Here is a 17,484-nt window from a genome sequence, read left to right as displayed (position 1 = left end):
GAACCACCGACCTCACGCTTATCAGGCGTGCGCTCTAACCAGCTGAGCTACAGGCCCATCTTTTGATTCATATGAAGGAAGTTCCTTCAAAACTAAACAAGATCTAAACGCACCTGTCTATAAGACCGCGAGGTCTTATATTCCGTATAATATCCTTAGAAAGGAGGTGATCCAGCCGCACCTTCCGATACGGCTACCTTGTTACGACTTCACCCCAATCATCTGTCCCACCTTCGGCGGCTGGCTCCAAAAGGTTACCTCACCGACTTCGGGTGTTACAAACTCTCGTGGTGTGACGGGCGGTGTGTACAAGGCCCGGGAACGTATTCACCGCGGCATGCTGATCCGCGATTACTAGCGATTCCAGCTTCACGCAGTCGAGTTGCAGACTGCGATCCGAACTGAGAACAGATTTGTGGGATTGGCTTAGCCTCGCGGCTTCGCTGCCCTTTGTTCTGCCCATTGTAGCACGTGTGTAGCCCAGGTCATAAGGGGCATGATGATTTGACGTCATCCCCACCTTCCTCCGGTTTGTCACCGGCAGTCACCTTAGAGTGCCCAACTGAATGCTGGCAACTAAGATCAAGGGTTGCGCTCGTTGCGGGACTTAACCCAACATCTCACGACACGAGCTGACGACAACCATGCACCACCTGTCACTCTGCCCCCGAAGGGGAAGCCCTATCTCTAGGGTTGTCAGAGGATGTCAAGACCTGGTAAGGTTCTTCGCGTTGCTTCGAATTAAACCACATGCTCCACCGCTTGTGCGGGCCCCCGTCAATTCCTTTGAGTTTCAGTCTTGCGACCGTACTCCCCAGGCGGAGTGCTTAATGCGTTTGCTGCAGCACTAAAGGGCGGAAACCCTCTAACACTTAGCACTCATCGTTTACGGCGTGGACTACCAGGGTATCTAATCCTGTTCGCTCCCCACGCTTTCGCGCCTCAGCGTCAGTTACAGACCAGAGAGTCGCCTTCGCCACTGGTGTTCCTCCACATCTCTACGCATTTCACCGCTACACGTGGAATTCCACTCTCCTCTTCTGCACTCAAGTTCCCCAGTTTCCAATGACCCTCCCCGGTTGAGCCGGGGGCTTTCACATCAGACTTAAGAAACCGCCTGCGCGCGCTTTACGCCCAATAATTCCGGACAACGCTTGCCACCTACGTATTACCGCGGCTGCTGGCACGTAGTTAGCCGTGGCTTTCTGGTTAGGTACCGTCAAGGTACCGCCCTATTCGAACGGTACTTGTTCTTCCCTAACAACAGAGTTTTACGATCCGAAAACCTTCATCACTCACGCGGCGTTGCTCCGTCAGACTTTCGTCCATTGCGGAAGATTCCCTACTGCTGCCTCCCGTAGGAGTCTGGGCCGTGTCTCAGTCCCAGTGTGGCCGATCACCCTCTCAGGTCGGCTACGCATCGTTGCCTTGGTGAGCCGTTACCTCACCAACTAGCTAATGCGCCGCGGGTCCATCTGTAAGTGGTAGCTAAAAGCCACCTTTTATAATTGAACCATGCGGTTCAATCAAGCATCCGGTATTAGCCCCGGTTTCCCGGAGTTATCCCAGTCTTACAGGCAGGTTACCCACGTGTTACTCACCCGTCCGCCGCTGACATCAGGGAGCAAGCTCCCATCTGTCCGCTCGACTTGCATGTATTAGGCACGCCGCCAGCGTTCGTCCTGAGCCAGGATCAAACTCTCCATGAAGTTTGATAATGACTACGCACATTCGCATGTGCGATTTATTTAATGAATTAACAGGTACGTTTGTCTTGTTTAGTTTTCAAAGAACTTCGTTTCCGCTCTCAAAGCGACCACTTAAATATAACATTTATGAGACAAGCGGTCAATACTTTTTTTCGAAAAAGTTTTTGTTGTTGCTTTTATAAGCGACCAAAAGAAATTATAGCATATCATCTTTCTGATGAAAAGATCATATTTGAAAAATTGAATAGAAAAACATGCAGCCATTTGGCTGCATGTTTTTATGATTCGTCTGCTTCCTGTTCCTGTTCTTCTGTATCGTTCTCTTCATCTTTTTCAACTAAAGCGACAGTCGCGACATGCTCTTGTTCACCTAAGCGGATAAGACGCACGCCCTGAGTGACGCGGCCGGTTGTGGAAATATCTTTAATGTCCATCCGAATGATCACGCCGCTCGCTGTGATGATCATTAAATCTTCTTCTCCTGTTGTTGCTTTCACTGTCACAAGAGAGCCGTTATTTTCTGTGATTTTGCAGGTTTTCAGCCCTTTTCCTCCACGGCTTTGAACCCTGTATTCTGAAGCCGGCGTCAGTTTTCCGTAGCCTTTTTCAGTTACGATTAGCACATGATAATCCTCTTCCAAAATCTCCATGCCGACGACAACATCGTCATCTGTCAGAGTGATGCCTTTAACACCGGCTGCTGTTCTTCCCATTTGCCTTACATCTGTTTCAGGGAAACGGATCAGCAGACCGTTCTTCGTGCCGATAATAATTTGTTTATTTCCGTCTGTCAGGCGGACGGCCATCAATTCATCCTCATCGCGGAGGCTTAAGGCGATCAATCCGTTATTGCGGATATTCGCGAATTGGGAAAGCGGCGTGCGTTTTGATATTCCGTGTCTTGTCGTGAAGAACAAATAAGACTCGTCATCAAATTCGCTTACCGGGATAATCGCGTTGATCCATTCTCCTTTTTCCACTTCAAGCAGGTTAATAATCGGTATTCCCTTTGCTGTCCGTCCGAATTCAGGGATCTCATATCCTTTCGAACGGTACACCTTCCCTTTATTTGAGAAGAAGAGAATGGTGTCATGGGTGGATGTTGAAATCAGGTGTTCAACGAAGTCGTCTTCATTTGTCCCCATGCCCTGAATGCCTTTCCCGCCCCGTTTTTGGCTGCGGTAAGTGGAAGAAGGCAGACGTTTGATATATCCGTTATGGGTTAAAGTCACAACGATATTCTCGCGCGTGATGAGATCTTCGTCCTCAATCGTTTCAAGGCCTGATGTCACGATTTCCGTACGGCGCTCATCATTAAAGCGCTCTTTAACTTCTGTGAGCTCTTCCCGAATGATTTCAAGAACCTTTTCTTCGTCTGCTAAGATGGCTTTTAACTCGGCAATCAACTCAACAAGACCTTGATATTCCTCTTCGATTTTTTCGCGTTCCAGTCCTGTTAAACGCTGAAGACGCATGTCCAAAATCGCTTGGGCCTGTTTTTCGGTCAAAGAAAACTTCTCAATCAATCCGTTTTTTGCGATTTCAGCCGTTTGCGAATTTCTAATTAGGGAAATAACTTCATCAAGATGATCAAGCGCCACTCTCAAGCCCTCAAGAATATGGGCCCGCGCTTCCGCTTTGCGAAGCTCGAATGCCGTGCGCCTTCTGATCACGACTTTTTGATGGTCAAGATAATGCTCTAGACACTGCTTCAAGCTCAATACTTTCGGCTGTCCGTCAACAAGCGCCAAAAGATTAATGCCGAATGATGTTTGAAGAGCGGTCTGCTTGTACAAGTTATTTAACAGTACATTAGCGTTTGCGTCCCTTCTCAGTTCAATGACAATGCGCATTCCGTTTCGGTCTGATTCATCGCGGAGATCCGTAATGCCGTCGATTTTCTTATCGCGCACTAGATCGGCGATTTTTTCGATCAGCCTAGCTTTATTCACCTGATACGGTATTTCCGTAATTATGATTACCGGTTTACCGGAAGATGTTTCTTCGATTTGAGCTTTGGCTCGAAGCGTAATGGATCCCCGGCCTGTTTCATAGGCTTTCCGGATGCCGCTTCTCCCCAAGATCAGCCCTGCTGTTGGGAAATCAGGTCCAGGAATGATTTCCATCAATTCCGGAAGCGTGATTTCAGGGTTCTTGCTGACCGCCAAGACCCCGTCAATGACTTCACCGAGCTGATGCGGCGGAATGTTTGTGGCCATACCTACAGCAATACCGGCCGCTCCGTTGACAAGCAGGTTTGGAAATCTCGCGGGCATGACAACCGGCTCTTTTTCCGATCCGTCATAGTTGTCCTGGTAATCGATTGTGTCTTTATTGATGTCGCGCAGAATTTCCATTGATATTTTAGACATTCTCGCTTCTGTGTAACGCATGGCCGCAGCCGAGTCGCCGTCGACAGAACCGAAGTTTCCGTGGCCTTGAACGAGCATGTACCGATAGTTAAAATCCTGCGCCATTCTGACCATGGCTTCGTAAACAGCAGAATCACCATGCGGGTGGTACTTACCGATAACTTCGCCGACAATACGCGCGGATTTTTTATACGGCTTATCACTTGTCATCCCAAGGTCGTTCATCGCATACAATATTCTTCTGTGCACCGGCTTCAGACCGTCTCTTACGTCCGGAAGAGCGCGGGAAACAATAACACTCATTGCGTAGTCTAAAAAAGATGTGCGCATTTCCTGACTGATATTGACTTCCTGAACTTGGGGCTTATGTTGTTCACTCATTAAAAAACCTCCCTGGAGAATCTACATGAGTTGTGTGGGAGTAGATTTGTAATTTATACTCTTCAACGAATTAGGCTATTCTCCATTATATCAATAATCTTGATTTTATACACATCAAATGACTAGAGCGCCAAAGGCTCATTCTAGAAAAGACCTTATTTCAATTAAGCGAAAATAAGGTCTTACAATCATTAAATATCCAAATTCTTTACATATCGGGCATTCTCTTCGATAAAGTTGCGGCGCGGCTCAACCTTGTCGCCCATCAGCATTTCAAAGGTTTCATCCGCATCGATCGCATCTTTGAGCGTTACTTGAAGCAATGTCCGCGTTTCAGGATCCATCGTCGTTTCCCAAAGCTGTGTCGCGTTCATCTCGCCCAAACCTTTATAGCGCTGCAGGCCTGGCTTCGGATTTTGCGGAAGCTCTTTTAAAATTTCTTCGAGCTGCTGGTCATTGTACGCATACTCAACGCGTTTCCCCTGCTGTATTTTGTAAAGCGGCGGCTGAGCGATGTAGACATATCCTTGTTCGATGATTTGTCTCATGTAGCGGTAGAAAAAGGTCAGCAGCAACGTTCGGATGTGGGCACCGTCGACGTCGGCATCCGTCATAATCACGACTTTGTGGTAGCGGGCTTTTTCAAGATTGAAATCTTCCCCGATCCCGGTGCCAAGCGCGGTGATCATAGAACGAACCTCATTGTTGGACAAAATTTTGTCCAGGCGTGCTTTTTCGACGTTCAAGATTTTCCCTCTCAAAGGCAAAATGGCTTGGAAATGACGATCGCGGCCCTGTTTTGCCGATCCGCCCGCAGAGTCACCCTCAACGATGTAAAGTTCGGAAATCGTCGGGTCTTTAGAAGAACAGTCAGCCAGTTTCCCCGGCAGATTCGACACTTCAAGGGCGCTTTTTCTGCGCGTCAGTTCGCGTGCTTTCTTTGCAGCCATTCGTGCTCTGGCGGCCATAACCCCTTTTTCAACGATTTTTTTCGCCGAATCCGGGTTTTCAAGCAGAAACTTTTCGAGCGCTTCTGAAAATAGCGCATCTGTTATCGTCCGCGCTTCTGAGTTGCCAAGCTTTGTTTTCGTCTGCCCTTCAAATTGAGGATCCGGATGCTTGATTGAAATGATCGCTGTCAAACCTTCACGGACGTCTTCCCCGCTTAAGTTCGGATCGCTTTCTTTGAAGACACCGTTCCTTCTCGCGTAATCATTGATGACTCTCGTCAAACCGGTCTTAAAGCCGGCTTCATGCGTTCCGCCTTCATACGTATGAATGTTATTGGCAAACGAATAAATGTTGCTAGTATAGCTGTCGTTGTATTGAAGAGCCACCTCGACCGTAATGCCGTCTTTGGATCCTTCAATATAGACTGGCTCTTCATGAACCACTTCCCGTGAACGGTTCAAGTGTTCAACATAGCTTTTAATACCGCCTTCATAGCAGTAATCATTCTTGCGTTCTTTTCCTTCTCGCTTGTCTTCAATCGTGATTTTGACGCCTTTTGTCAAGAAAGCGAGCTCCCGGACACGAGTGGCAAGCGTATCATAGTCGTATTCCGTCGTTTCCGTGAATATTTCCGGATCAGGCTTGAAGTGAGTGGTCGTTCCCGTCACTTCCGTATCTCCGATGACTTTCAAATCAGCTTTCGGAACGCCCCGTTCAAATTCCTGGTAATGGACTTTTCCATCTCTGTAAACCGTTACATCGAGCTCGGTTGAAAGGGCGTTAACAACAGATGCACCGACGCCGTGCAAACCGCCTGAAACTTTATATCCGCTTCCGTCAAACTTTCCTCCGGCGTGCAGGACTGTCATGATGACTTCTACAGCGGGACGGCCCATCTTCTCATGAATACCGACCGGAATCCCCCGTCCGTTGTCTTTTACAGTGATGCTGTTGTCTTTTTCAATTTCGACATTGATTTCAGTGCAGTAACCGGCCAATGCTTCATCGATGCTGTTATCGACAATTTCCCATACTAAATGGTGTAGACCTTTGCCGCTTGTCGACCCGATGTACATTCCGGGTCTTTTCCGCACGGCTTCCAATCCCTCTAGAACCTGTATCTGATTTTCATCGTAATTATTTTGCTGTTCCATTGCCACGCACATTCACCTACACTTTTCTTCAAACATAATAAATTTATAGTTAAGATTCTTTTATGAATCGATTTCCGGCTTGGATTGCGCCCGTTTTTTCAACGTGCCTGAGGCTAAAGGAGAAAAATAAATCGATTGTAATGTGACAACAATTGACTTCGGCGTGCTGTTAGAAGAGACAATCTGCTGTTTTTGCTTGTTTAAAAACTCTTCAACAATCGGCGACGTCTTTGCCTTGTAATCAAAAATAGCCACAATTTCACGCGTTGAGACGACAAAATCGTCACCTAAGTGGATATACAATCCCTCACCCCATTTTCTCAGTCCGATAGCGTGCCATTTTCAACTCGAAAGATTTCCGCTTCGTTTAAGGTTTTATGATCAATTCCATCAACGCTTGTCGTTGTTACGAATGTTTGAACACGGCCTTGAATGGTGTGGAGCAAGTGAGACTGCCGATAGTCGTCCAGCTCTGATAAAACATCATCCAAAAGCAGAATCGGATATTCTCCTATCTCTTCCTGAATCAAATCGATTTCAGCCAATTTAAGCGACAAAGCAGTCGTTCGCTGCTGGCCCTGCGATCCGTAAGTCTGCACATCACGGCCATTGACGTAGAAGAGAACATCATCCCTGTGGGGACCTGACAGAGATACCCCCCGTTCTATTTCTTTATCTCTTAATTTAGAAAACGTTTCTTGATAACTATTGATCATTTTCGACAAATCGGGCGAATCTGATACGTGAAGAGACGTATGATACTTTAACGTCAGCTCTTCCAGACCTCTTGAAATTCCGGAATGAATGGGCTGAGCCCATTTTTCAAGCTGATCGACAAACTGAAGCCGTTTCATCACAACCTTTGCCGCGAATTCCGTAAGCTGTTCCGTCAGCACGTCAAGCATCGTTTGGTCGGTTTGCTTTCTCGTTTGAAGCTGTTTCAGGAAATGATTCCGTTGTGAAAGGATTTTTTGGTAAAGAGAAAGGTCATGAAGATAGACAGGTGATACTTGGCCGATTTCCATATCGAGAAACCTTCTTCTGACCTGAGGACTTCCTTTTACAAGATTTAAATCCTCCGGCGCGAACATAATCGTGTTGACAGCCCCGACATACTGGCTCAGCTTCTGCTGTTCAATATGATTGACTTTACCTTTTTTTCCTTTTTTGGAAATCACGAGCTGAATGGGAACAGAACCGTTTTTTTTAATGACCCTGCCTTCTATTTTAGCATAGTCTTCATCCCATCGTATGAGTTCTTTATCATTTGACGTCCGATGGGATTTCGCCATCGCAAGCACATAGATCGCTTCCATCAAATTCGTTTTTCCTTGAGCGTTCTCTCCGATAATCACATTCACTTTGTTCTCAAATTGAAGGTCAAGGCGCTCATAATTACGGTAAGATGATAATGTAAGATTTTGGATATACAATCAATACCACCTGCTTTTAGCCGACGACTTGAAATGAACCGAATCCTTCAATCGTCACCACATCTCCGACATACAGTTTTCGTCCGCGGCGGTTATCCGGCTCGTCATTGACGAGTACTTCATATTCCGATAAAAACCATTTTGCCATTCCTCCGGACTGAATGACATCCGCCAATTTCAAAAACTGGCCGAGGGTAATCATCTCTGTATCAATAGCCACCGTCTTTGTCATTATATCGACCTCTTTCAATATCACTAATATCTAATTGTACTAAAAAACAGGGAAAGAAGGAAAGGGGAAACTTGCGGTATGAACAACCAAGGCAGGGCGAGAGCGCTTTTCTCCCGAAAAATAAGAGAAGCTGCCGGACCAGCCGGCAACTTTCTATTCCAACAAATTAATACGTCCGGACAGGAAGAATTAATTGGACGATCGAATCGTCATTCGGCGTACGGATCAGAAAAGGCCTCATAGCGCCCGTGAAGCTCACGTGAATATCCTCTCCTTCAAGAACTTTAAGGGCATCCAGCATATATTTCGGACTAAAGGATATCTTTAAGTCTTCCCCTTCAATCTGCTCGGCATTCACCGTTTCGACAACCTTTCCGATTTCCGGAGAGTTTGAAGAAATTTCGATCGACTCATTGGCGGTTGCGGAAAGTTTCACCACGTTGTTTCGTCCTTCTCTCGCCAAGAGCGAAGCCCTGTCGATCGCCTGAAGAAATTCCTTTGTATTGACGATCAGGTTCGTTTTGCTTTCCTGAGGAATCAGGCGGTTTGTATCCGGATAGTTTCCGTCAAGCAGCCTGGAGAAAAACAGCACGTTTTTTGTTTTAAATAACACTTGTGTTTCGGTAATCACAATATCGACTAGCTCCTGATGGTCATCAAGGATCTTGCTCAGCTCGGTTAAGCTTTTTCCTGGGATGACGACATTGTAAGAATTGTCTTCGTTAATGTCGAGCTTAGCTTTTCTTAGCGCCAGACGGTGACTATCCGTCGCAGTGCATATTAATTCACCGTCCGCGACATTCCAGTTTACACCTGTCAAGATTGGGCGTGTTTCTGAGGTGGACACTGCAAAAACGGTTTGGCGGATCAGGTTTTTCAGCAGATCGGTCGGAATTTGAAAAGCGTGATGCTCTTCAATTTGCGGCAAAAGCGGATATTCGCTTGCATCCAAACCGTTTAAGTTAAACTCTGCTTTGCCGGAGCGGATGATCGTTAAGTATTGATTTTGAACCTCGATTTCCACCGTTGACATCGGCAGCTTTTTGACAATTTCACTGAAAAAACGCGCTTGAAGCACAATGCTGCCGGGCTGTTCAATTGTCACGATCTCTAAATCGCCGTCTTCTTTTGGGATAAACGATTCAATCGAAATATCGGAATCGCTGCCTGTCAGAGAGACACCTTCATCAGAGGCCACGATTTTAATACCGGTTAAGATCGGAATCGTCGTTCTTGAAGAAACGGCTTTTAACACATCTTGGACACCTTCGACTAGGCGGTCTTTTTGAATTGTAAACTTCATAATCATCCTCCTTGCGGAAATCTATTAATTATTATGTTTTATAAAAATAGCAGAAGTACTAGTAGGGGCTGTGGATTTGTGGATAAGTGCTAAAAACGAACGGAAACACAGCCTATCCACATGTGGACAGACTGTGTAAGGCTATGTTTAAGTTATTCACACTTTCCCGCTCACCATTTATCTCAGCTGCTCTTTAATTTCTTTAATATGCTGCTGGAGCTGTTCATCATCGCTCAGCAGTTTTGATATTTTTTCGTGGGCATGGATGACCGTCGTGTGGTCGCGTCCGCCAAACTCCTCGCCGATCTTTGGAAGAGAAGAATCTGTCATTTCTCTTGATAGATACATAGCGATTTGCCGCGGAAAAGCCACCGATTTTGTCCGTTTCTTCGCCTTGAAATCCTCCAGCTTGATATTGAACTGCTGGCCGACGATTCTTTGGATGTCTTTGATCGTAATGACTTTCGGCTTTGAAGACGGAATGATATCTTTCAAAGCTTCAGCAGCCAAATCGGCGTTGATGTCTTTATTGATCAGGGAAGAATATGCGACAACCCTGATTAATGCCCCTTCCAGCTCCCTGATATTGCTGTCGATCTGATTGGCAATATAAAGCATGACTTCATTCGGGATATCAAGTCCTTCTGCTTTTGCTTTCTTCCTTAAAATCGCAATTCTTGTTTCTAGATCAGGAGGCGTGATGTCTGTGATCAATCCCCATTCAAAACGGGAGCGCAAACGGTCTTCAAGCGTTGGGATCTCTTTTGGAGGCCGGTCGCTGGAAATGACGATCTGCTTTGTTTCTTCATGCAGCGTATTAAACGTATGGAAAAATTCCTCTTGCGTCTGTTCTTTTCCGGCTAAAAATTGAATATCATCTATCAAAAGAACGTCAACATTTCGATAGCGGTTGCGAAAATCGACAGCTTTATTGTCACGGATCGAGTTAATGAATTCATTTGTAAATTTCTCAGATGACAAATAAACCACTTTTGCAGATGGATTGTGATCGATGACATAGTGCCCGATCGCATGCATTAAGTGAGTCTTTCCAAGTCCGACTCCCCCATAAATAAACAGCGGATTGTAAGCTTTCGCCGGGGCTTCGGCCACTGCCAAAGACGCCGCATGGGCGAATCGGTTTCCTGAACCGATAACGAACGTATCGAATGTATATTTGGGGTTCAGCATGTTTTGCGGAAAATCAGCCGGTTCTTCTTTCGACATTTTTTTGATTGGAGACTTAGGCATAAAATCTTCTTCATTTTGATTCTGAGGAATGACAAATTTAATGCTCAATTCTTCTCCTGTCAGATCGTAGATCGTATCGGCGATCAGGTGCAGGTATCTTGATTCAAGCCAGTCTCTGGCGAACTCGTTCGGTGCGGTGATGATCAGCGTATCGCCCTGCAATGAATGGGCCTTTGTCGATTTCATCCATGTTTCAAAGCTGGGCTTGCTCAATTTTTTTTCGATCTGCCCCAAAGCTTGATTCCAAAGATCCGATATGTTTTTCATAATGGCGGTTCGTCCCTCCTTTACCAGCAATATTTGCTCGTCCAACCTGTTATAGAACACAAAAAAAGAGCAAATGGATGAGTCCATTCGTTAATGAAATGTTGAAAACATATAATATAGTAGAAAAACGTCTTTTCGACATTCTTCACAAGATGTGGACAAATTTCTGCACACCCTGTGAAAAAACTTTCCACAACTTATCCACAGTTTGTGGATAATGGATTGGCAGCCAATTTGTTATCAAGAGTTAAAACACAAATATAATATCAGAATAAGCGAGTGGTTGCAATGGTTGCGAGGAACTTATCCACACACTATACAAACTGTTGAAGAAATATTGTCCACAACGGTTAGTTTTGTGAAAATGTTGTCGATAATGACTGTGGATAGAAAAAACGAGGCGAAAGATATCCACATTGGCTTTTTTTTCGCTTCGTTCATCCCATTTTCCCGCTTCCAAAAAAATCTTTTAAGCTAAAATTGAGGAAAAGTGAAATTAGGCTTTCGAAGAAAATTGATATGTGTTATCCTATTATGGTGCAAAAAAGAAATGTGTGAGCGAAGTTGACAATGAACTGCTCATCCCAATATAATAAATTAGACTGTCTTTAACAGCTATTCCTCGAGGGAGGTGTCATACATGAAAAGAACATTTCAACCAAATAACCGTAAGCGCAGCAAAGTTCATGGCTTTCGCAGCCGTATGAGTTCTAAAAATGGACGTCTTGTATTAGCACGTCGTCGCCGCAAAGGAAGAAAAGTATTATCAGCTTAGGCCACTGAATAATGTCAGTGGTCTTTTTTACATAGAGGAATGACCAGGCCCATTTGCCAGCTTGTTATCGGAGTGAAAGAAGATATGAAAAAGCGAAATCGATTAAAGAAAAATGAAGATTTTCAAAAAGTATTTAAAAAAGGCAAATCGATGGCAAACCGGCAATATGTTTTATATGTGCTTCACCAGCCTGAGGCGAAAGAGTTTCGGGTGGGACTGTCGGTCAGCAAGAAAATCGGAAACGCAGTCGTGCGCAACCGGGTAAAGCGGCTGATTCGCCAGGTCATCCAGGAAGAGCGGGATCTATTAAAACAAGAAAATGACTACATTATCATCGCAAGAAAGCCTGCAGCTGAATTGTCATATGAAGAGACGAAAAAAAGTTTGCAGCACCTTTTCAGAAAGTCGTTTGTCTACCGGAAAAAACCGAATCAGCCATCATAGTCCGGGTTAAAAAGATGTTATGGCCCTCATTTTTAAGCGCTTCCTTTAGCTCCTGAAAAATGTCGTCGCCCATTCGGGGAGAAAGATGATAAAATACGAGAAAGTATGTCTTTTTAATGGTCATAACCGAATAACACCGGTTGAAGAATGAAGATTTAGGAGGAAATATTGTTGAAGAGGCGAATTTTATTATTGTTCAGTATGATCGGCGTTATCGTGCTGTTAGCTGGATGTACGGAAATCAACCAGCCGATCACTGCAGAAAGTGAAGGGTTTTGGAACACGTATATCGTATACCCGCTGTCACAGCTGATCACGTATGTAGCAAATTTAACGAATGAAAACTTCGGACTCGCGATTATCATCGTCACGATCTTAATCAGACTTTTAATTTTGCCGCTGATGATCAAGCAGACGAAGAGTTCGAAAGCGATGCAGGCTCTCCAGCCTGAAATGCAAAAACTTCGCGAAAAATACAGTTCTAAAGATCAAAAAACGCAGCAGAAGCTTCAACAGGAAACGATGGCTCTCATGCAGAAGCACGGGGTTAACCCGCTTGCCGGATGTTTCCCGATCTTAATTCAAATGCCGATTTTAATCGGATTCTATCATGCCATTATGAGAACGCGGGAAATCGCAGAACACAGCTTTTTATGGTTTGACCTTGGGGAGCGTGATCCGTATTTCATTTTGCCGATTCTCGCCGGTGTGTTCACATTCATTCAGCAAAAGCTGATGATGGCGGGAACAGCGCAACAAAATCCGCAGATGGCGATGATGCTTTGGCTGATGCCGATCATGATCGTTGTATTTGCGGTCAGTTTCCCGGCGGCTCTTTCCCTGTACTGGGTAGTCGGTAACTTATTCATGATTGCTCAAACCTTCTTTATCAAAGGGCCTGATTTAAAGGCAGAGAGGCAGGAAGCGGCAGCCGGAGGAAAAAAATCCGGAGGTAAGAAAAAGTGAAGGAACTGACTGCTACTGGACGTACCGTCGATGAAGCAGTGCAATCCGGGCTTGAACAGCTGGGCCTTCATGCAGATGATGTCGAAGTCGACGTAGTTGATGAAGGAAAAAAGGGATTATTCGGCATTTTCGGTCATCGGTCTGCAGTCGTGAACATTCGGGAAAAAATAGACCCGGTTAAAGAAGCAAAACAGTATTTGGAAAATGTGATTTCGAATATGGGAATACAAGCCCAGGTGACGGCAGAAGAGGAGTCAAAACGAGTGGTTTTTCAGTTAAAAGGCGATAAAACAGCCCTTTTAATTGGAAAAAGAGGACAAACTTTAAATGCCCTTGAAACGCTGACGCAGCTCGTGCTCAATCGTCATTCCGACAGATATATCCAAGCGGTGGTTGACGCCGAGGGATACCGCGCAAAGCGGAAGGAAACACTCGCTCAGCTTGCATTGAAGCTTGCTGACCAGGCGGCCAGGCAGAAAAAAGACATTCATCTGGAGCCGATGCCTTCCAGTGAGCGCAAAGTCATCCATGATACGCTTGCGGGCTACTCGCAGCATATCGAAACTTATTCTACCGGAGAAGACCATAACCGGCACCTTGTCATCTCATATAAAAAATAACATGAAAACCGAAGTTCCCAAAATTGGGGCTTCGGTTTTTTGCCGTTGCAAAATCGATAAATGCAGACCAAATCGGTTAAAGCTTTAGTTTTTTCAGTGTAAGCTGTTGATGAAAATGAAATTTAATTGTTATTCACATGTGGATAAGTTAAAGTAAGTAATGATGGCTTAGAACGGTTGTGGATAACGGTTCAAGTCACTTCCACTTCAATTGAAACTATGATATCTTTAAATTTTGATTACAATAAAAGTTTTTCATCCATATACGATGTTTGGAAGATGACCCGGACAAATGGGGATAATAGATAGAGGAATGAAAAAGAGAGGTGAAAGCCATGGATACCATCGCTGCGATTTCAACGCCGATGGGAGAAGGGGCGATTGCGATCGTCCGGATGAGCGGCCCTGAGGCTCTTGCGATCGCCGATAAAGTATATAAAGGACCTCGCGGGAAAAGGCTGAGTTCCGTCGATTCACATACGATTAACTACGGTCATATCGTTGATCCTGAAACGGAAAAAATCGTGGAAGAAGTCATGGTTTCGGTACTGAAAGCGCCGAAAACTTTTACGCGGGAAGATATTGTAGAAATCAACTGCCACGGCGGAATTGTAACCGTCAACCAGGTGCTTCAGCTCGTTTTGAGAGAGGGAGCGCGCCTTGCGGAACCGGGGGAATTTACGAAAAGAGCCTTTTTGAACGGAAGAATCGATCTTTCCCAGGCTGAAGCTGTCATGGATCTCATCAGGGCCAAAACAGACCGCGCTATGAATGTGGCCATGAATCAGATGGAAGGAAGGCTGTCTTCACTGATCAAACGGTTGAGAGCCGAGATTCTTGAAACGTTGGCCCATGTTGAAGTGAATATAGACTATCCGGAATACGATGATGTCGAAGAAATGACCCATAAGATGCTGATTGAAAAGGCGACAAAGGTCAAAAAGGAAATCGAGGCGCTGCTGACGACTTCAGAGCAGGGTAAAATATTAAGAGAAGGCATCTCGACGGTTATCATCGGGCGGCCAAATGTCGGCAAGTCCTCGCTTTTAAACAGTCTCGTCCATGAGACAAAAGCGATTGTAACGGACATTCCGGGTACGACGCGGGATGTCATTGAAGAATATGTGAATGTCAGAGGCGTGCCGCTGCGTCTTGTCGATACAGCTGGGATCCGCGAGACCGAAGACATCGTCGAGCGAATCGGCGTTGAACGTTCAAGACAGGTATTAAAAGAAGCTGACTTGATTTTGCTTGTCCTCAATTACAGTGAGACCCTTTCGGAAGAAGACATCAAGCTCTTTGAAGCAACGAAGGGCATGGACATCATCGTCATCGTCAATAAGACCGATCTTGAGCAAAGACTTGATCTTGATCGCGTTCGGGAATTGGCGGGGAACCAGCCTGTCGTCACGACATCCTTATTGAAAGAGGAAGGGATTGATGAGCTGGAGGAAGCCATTCAATCGCTATTTTTCACAGGAACGATCGAGAGCGGCGACTTGACATATGTCAGCAATACAAGGCACATCTCACTGCTGCATGAGGCGAAGCGCGCCATTACTGACGCATTGGAGGGCATCGAAAACGATGTCCCGATCGATATGGTTCAAATTGATTTAACAAGATGCTGGGAAGTTCTCGGAGAGATCATTGGCGATGCTGTACACGAAAGCCTGATCGACCAGCTCTTCTCTCAATTTTGCTTAGGAAAATAAAGGAGGAACAAAGCATATGGGCTATGAAGCAGGCCAATATGACGTCGTTGTCGTCGGCGCCGGACACGCCGGTGTTGAAGCGGCGCTGGCGTCAGCCAGACAAGGCGCAAAAACGCTTGTCTTAACGATTAACCTTGATATGGTTGCTTTCATGCCATGTAACCCGTCTGTCGGCGGACCTGCAAAAGGAATCGTCGTCCGCGAAATCGATGCGCTCGGCGGGGAAATGGCTAAAAATATCGATAAAACTCATATCCAAATGAGGCTTTTAAATACTGGAAAAGGACCTGCCGTCCGGGCGCTGCGGGCTCAGGCTGACAAATTCCAATATCAGCACGAGATGAAAAAGACACTTGAGAATGAACCGAATTTGACCATGCTGCAAGGAATGGTCGAACGCCTTCTTATTGAAGACGGGGAATGCCGGGGCGTTGTAACCCAAACAGGGGCGGAGTACCGTTCTAAGACTGTGGTTCTGACGACGGGGACATTTTTGAGAGGAAAAATTATTCTTGGCGATCTGTCATACTCCAGCGGGCCGAACAATCAGCAGCCGTCCATCAAGCTGTCTGAGCATCTTGATGAGCTCGGCTTTGATCTCGTCCGTTTTAAAACAGGGACGCCGCCGCGGGTCAACAGCCACTCAATTGACTATAGCAAAACGGAAATTCAGCCCGGCGATGAAGTGCCGCGGGCCTTTTCGTATGAGACAGTGGAATATATTACAGATCAGCTTCCGTGCTGGCTCACATATACAAGCCCGGAAACGCATGAAATCATTGACAACAATCTGCATCGCTCACCGATGTATTCCGGTATGATTAAAGGAACGGGGCCAAGATATTGTCCTTCAATTGAAGACAAGGTTGTCCGCTTTAACGACAAACCGAGACACCAGATCTTTCTTGAACCTGAAGGGCGCAACACCCAGGAAGTCTATGTCCAGGGATTGTCGACAAGCCTTCCTGAAGATGTGCAGCGAAAAATGCTTTCAACTATTCCCGGCCTTGAAAATGTGCAAATGATGCGGGCAGGATACGCGATTGAATATGATGCGATTGTACCGACACAACTGTGGCCGACACTGGAAACGAAAAAAATTCCGGGACTCTTCACAGCCGGACAGATTAACGGAACATCAGGCTATGAAGAAGCGGCCGGACAGGGAATTATGGCCGGCATCAATGCGGGCCGGAAAGCGCTTGGCAAAGAAGAGGTCATTCTCAGCCGTTCTGACGCTTATATCGGCGTATTGATCGACGACCTTGTAACGAAAGGAACAAACGAACCGTACCGCCTGCTGACTTCACGTGCGGAGTACAGGCTCCTTCTGCGTCACGACAATGCAGACTTGCGCCTGACCGAGATCGGCTATCAGATCGGTTTGATTTCTGAAGAACGATATCAAAAGTTCCAAGAGAAAAAAGCGGCCATTGAAGCAGAGAAAAAACGCCTTCATTCTGTTATTATCAAACCGACAAAGGAAAATCAGGAATATATCCGTTCATTGGGCGGCAGTGAGCTCAAAGACGGCATACGCGCGACCGACCTGATGAAGCGGCCGGAAATGAATTATGAAACCGTTACTGCTCTTGCGCCGCCTGAACAAAAAGTCGCCGGCGACGTTGCTGAACAAGTTGAAATTCAAATTAAATATGAAGGATATATTGAAAAGTCCTTGCAGCAGGTCGAAAAACTAAAGAAAATGGAAAACAAAAAGATTCCTGACAGAATCGACTATGACGCGATCAAAGGCATTGCAACGGAAGCGCGCCAAAAATTGAAAGAGGTCAGACCGCTGTCGGTCGCACAGGCCTCACGGATTTCCGGCGTCAATCCTGCTGATATTTCCATTCTGCTCGTTTACTTAGAGCAGGGACGGATTGCCAAGGTTGCGGAATAGAAAGGGTG

General features: G+C 45.8%; 13 protein-coding genes, 1 tRNA gene and 1 rRNA gene (1 of these 15 running past the window's edge). 6 read left to right on the top strand and 9 right to left on the bottom strand.

Annotated features, from left to right (window positions below):
• The 9 genes from MKZ04_RS17045 to dnaA all read right to left on the bottom strand — a co-directional run.
• A tRNA-Ile gene (locus MKZ04_RS17045) sits at positions 1-57 on the bottom strand (it extends 20 nt beyond the left edge of the window).
• Between the two features lie 102 nt (positions 58-159).
• Positions 160-1,709 (bottom strand): 16S ribosomal RNA (locus MKZ04_RS17040).
• A gap of 278 nt (positions 1,710-1,987) precedes the next feature.
• Positions 1,988-4,462: a DNA gyrase subunit A gene (gene gyrA / locus MKZ04_RS17035; protein ID WP_039073092.1), complete on the bottom strand. Its 2,475-nt coding sequence runs from the start codon at positions 4,460-4,462 to the stop codon at positions 1,988-1,990.
• Positions 4,463-4,653: 191 nt separating this feature from the next.
• Entirely contained in the window at positions 4,654-6,567 is a 1,914-nt protein-coding gene (gyrB, locus tag MKZ04_RS17030; protein ID WP_031305110.1) for a DNA topoisomerase (ATP-hydrolyzing) subunit B, read from the bottom strand.
• A gap of 60 nt (positions 6,568-6,627) precedes the next feature.
• Positions 6,628-6,870 carry an extracellular matrix regulator RemB gene (gene remB, locus MKZ04_RS17025; protein ID WP_023856795.1) on the bottom strand — a complete coding sequence of 81 codons (243 nt, stop codon included), beginning with the start codon at positions 6,868-6,870 and terminating at the stop codon, positions 6,628-6,630.
• 17 nt (positions 6,871-6,887) lie between these two features.
• Entirely contained in the window at positions 6,888-8,000 is a 1,113-nt protein-coding gene (gene recF, locus MKZ04_RS17020) for a DNA replication/repair protein RecF (RefSeq protein WP_003178089.1), read from the bottom strand.
• Positions 8,001-8,016: 16 nt separating this feature from the next.
• The gene (gene yaaA, locus MKZ04_RS17015; RefSeq protein ID WP_003178084.1) at positions 8,017-8,232 is read right to left on the bottom strand and encodes a S4 domain-containing protein YaaA; all 216 of its coding nucleotides are present in this window, start codon (positions 8,230-8,232) and stop codon (positions 8,017-8,019) included.
• A gap of 166 nt (positions 8,233-8,398) precedes the next feature.
• Entirely contained in the window at positions 8,399-9,535 is a 1,137-nt protein-coding gene (gene dnaN, locus MKZ04_RS17010; RefSeq protein WP_065643453.1) for a DNA polymerase III subunit beta, read from the bottom strand.
• Positions 9,536-9,712: 177 nt separating this feature from the next.
• A complete protein-coding gene (dnaA, locus tag MKZ04_RS17005) occupies positions 9,713-11,053 on the bottom strand; it encodes a chromosomal replication initiator protein DnaA (RefSeq protein WP_023856797.1) in 1,341 nt (446 codons plus the stop codon).
• 640 nt (positions 11,054-11,693) lie between these two features.
• Between dnaA and rpmH the strand changes: the two genes are divergently transcribed.
• The 6 genes from rpmH (at position 11,694) to mnmG (ending at position 17,476) form a co-directional block, all read left to right on the top strand.
• Complete coding sequence (gene rpmH / locus MKZ04_RS17000; RefSeq protein ID WP_003178075.1) at positions 11,694-11,828, top strand: 50S ribosomal protein L34; 135 nt, start codon at positions 11,694-11,696, stop codon at positions 11,826-11,828.
• Between the two features lie 84 nt (positions 11,829-11,912).
• The gene (gene rnpA, locus MKZ04_RS16995) at positions 11,913-12,272 is read left to right on the top strand and encodes a ribonuclease P protein component (protein ID WP_020453656.1); all 360 of its coding nucleotides are present in this window, start codon (positions 11,913-11,915) and stop codon (positions 12,270-12,272) included.
• Positions 12,273-12,437: 165 nt separating this feature from the next.
• Positions 12,438-13,238 carry a YidC family membrane integrase SpoIIIJ gene (spoIIIJ, locus tag MKZ04_RS16990; RefSeq protein WP_095291183.1) on the top strand — a complete coding sequence of 267 codons (801 nt, stop codon included), beginning with the start codon at positions 12,438-12,440 and terminating at the stop codon, positions 13,236-13,238.
• Positions 13,235-13,858: an RNA-binding cell elongation regulator Jag/EloR gene (jag, locus tag MKZ04_RS16985; RefSeq protein ID WP_003178050.1), complete on the top strand. Its 624-nt coding sequence runs from the start codon at positions 13,235-13,237 to the stop codon at positions 13,856-13,858. The genes spoIIIJ and jag overlap by 4 nt, the downstream gene beginning before the upstream one ends.
• A 335-nt stretch (positions 13,859-14,193) precedes the next feature.
• Complete coding sequence (gene mnmE / locus MKZ04_RS16980) at positions 14,194-15,573, top strand: tRNA uridine-5-carboxymethylaminomethyl(34) synthesis GTPase MnmE (RefSeq protein WP_025810491.1); 1,380 nt, start codon at positions 14,194-14,196, stop codon at positions 15,571-15,573.
• Positions 15,574-15,589: 16 nt separating this feature from the next.
• The gene (mnmG, locus tag MKZ04_RS16975; RefSeq protein WP_020453652.1) at positions 15,590-17,476 is read left to right on the top strand and encodes a tRNA uridine-5-carboxymethylaminomethyl(34) synthesis enzyme MnmG; all 1,887 of its coding nucleotides are present in this window, start codon (positions 15,590-15,592) and stop codon (positions 17,474-17,476) included.
• Positions 17,477-17,484 lie beyond the last annotated feature (8 nt).

Origin of the sequence: Bacillus sp. FSL W7-1354 (genome assembly GCF_038002405.1) — a bacterium.
Classification (GTDB): Bacteria; Bacillota; Bacilli; order Bacillales; family Bacillaceae; genus Bacillus; species Bacillus paralicheniformis.
Note: the sequence above shows the minus strand (reverse complement) of the source record. Positions and strands in the feature narration are given on the sequence as shown.

What these genes read in the sequence shown, in the direction of transcription:
- rpmH (WP_003178075.1), top strand. Translation starts at nt 11,694, where the DNA reads ATGAAAAGAACATTTCAACCAAATAACCGTAAGCGCAGCAAAGTTCAT.
- yaaA (WP_003178084.1), bottom strand. Translation starts at nt 8,232, where the DNA reads ATGACAAAGACGGTGGCTATTGATACAGAGATGATTACCCTCGGCCAG.
- dnaA (WP_023856797.1), bottom strand. Translation starts at nt 11,053, where the DNA reads ATGAAAAACATATCGGATCTTTGGAATCAAGCTTTGGGGCAGATCGAA.
- gyrA (WP_039073092.1), bottom strand. Translation starts at nt 4,462, where the DNA reads ATGAGTGAACAACATAAGCCCCAAGTTCAGGAAGTCAATATCAGTCAG.
- rnpA (WP_020453656.1), top strand. Translation starts at nt 11,913, where the DNA reads ATGAAAAAGCGAAATCGATTAAAGAAAAATGAAGATTTTCAAAAAGTA.
- dnaN (WP_065643453.1), bottom strand. Translation starts at nt 9,535, where the DNA reads ATGAAGTTTACAATTCAAAAAGACCGCCTAGTCGAAGGTGTCCAAGAT.
- mnmG (WP_020453652.1), top strand. Translation starts at nt 15,590, where the DNA reads ATGGGCTATGAAGCAGGCCAATATGACGTCGTTGTCGTCGGCGCCGGA.
- gyrB (WP_031305110.1), bottom strand. Translation starts at nt 6,567, where the DNA reads ATGGAACAGCAAAATAATTACGATGAAAATCAGATACAGGTTCTAGAG.
- mnmE (WP_025810491.1), top strand. Translation starts at nt 14,194, where the DNA reads ATGGATACCATCGCTGCGATTTCAACGCCGATGGGAGAAGGGGCGATT.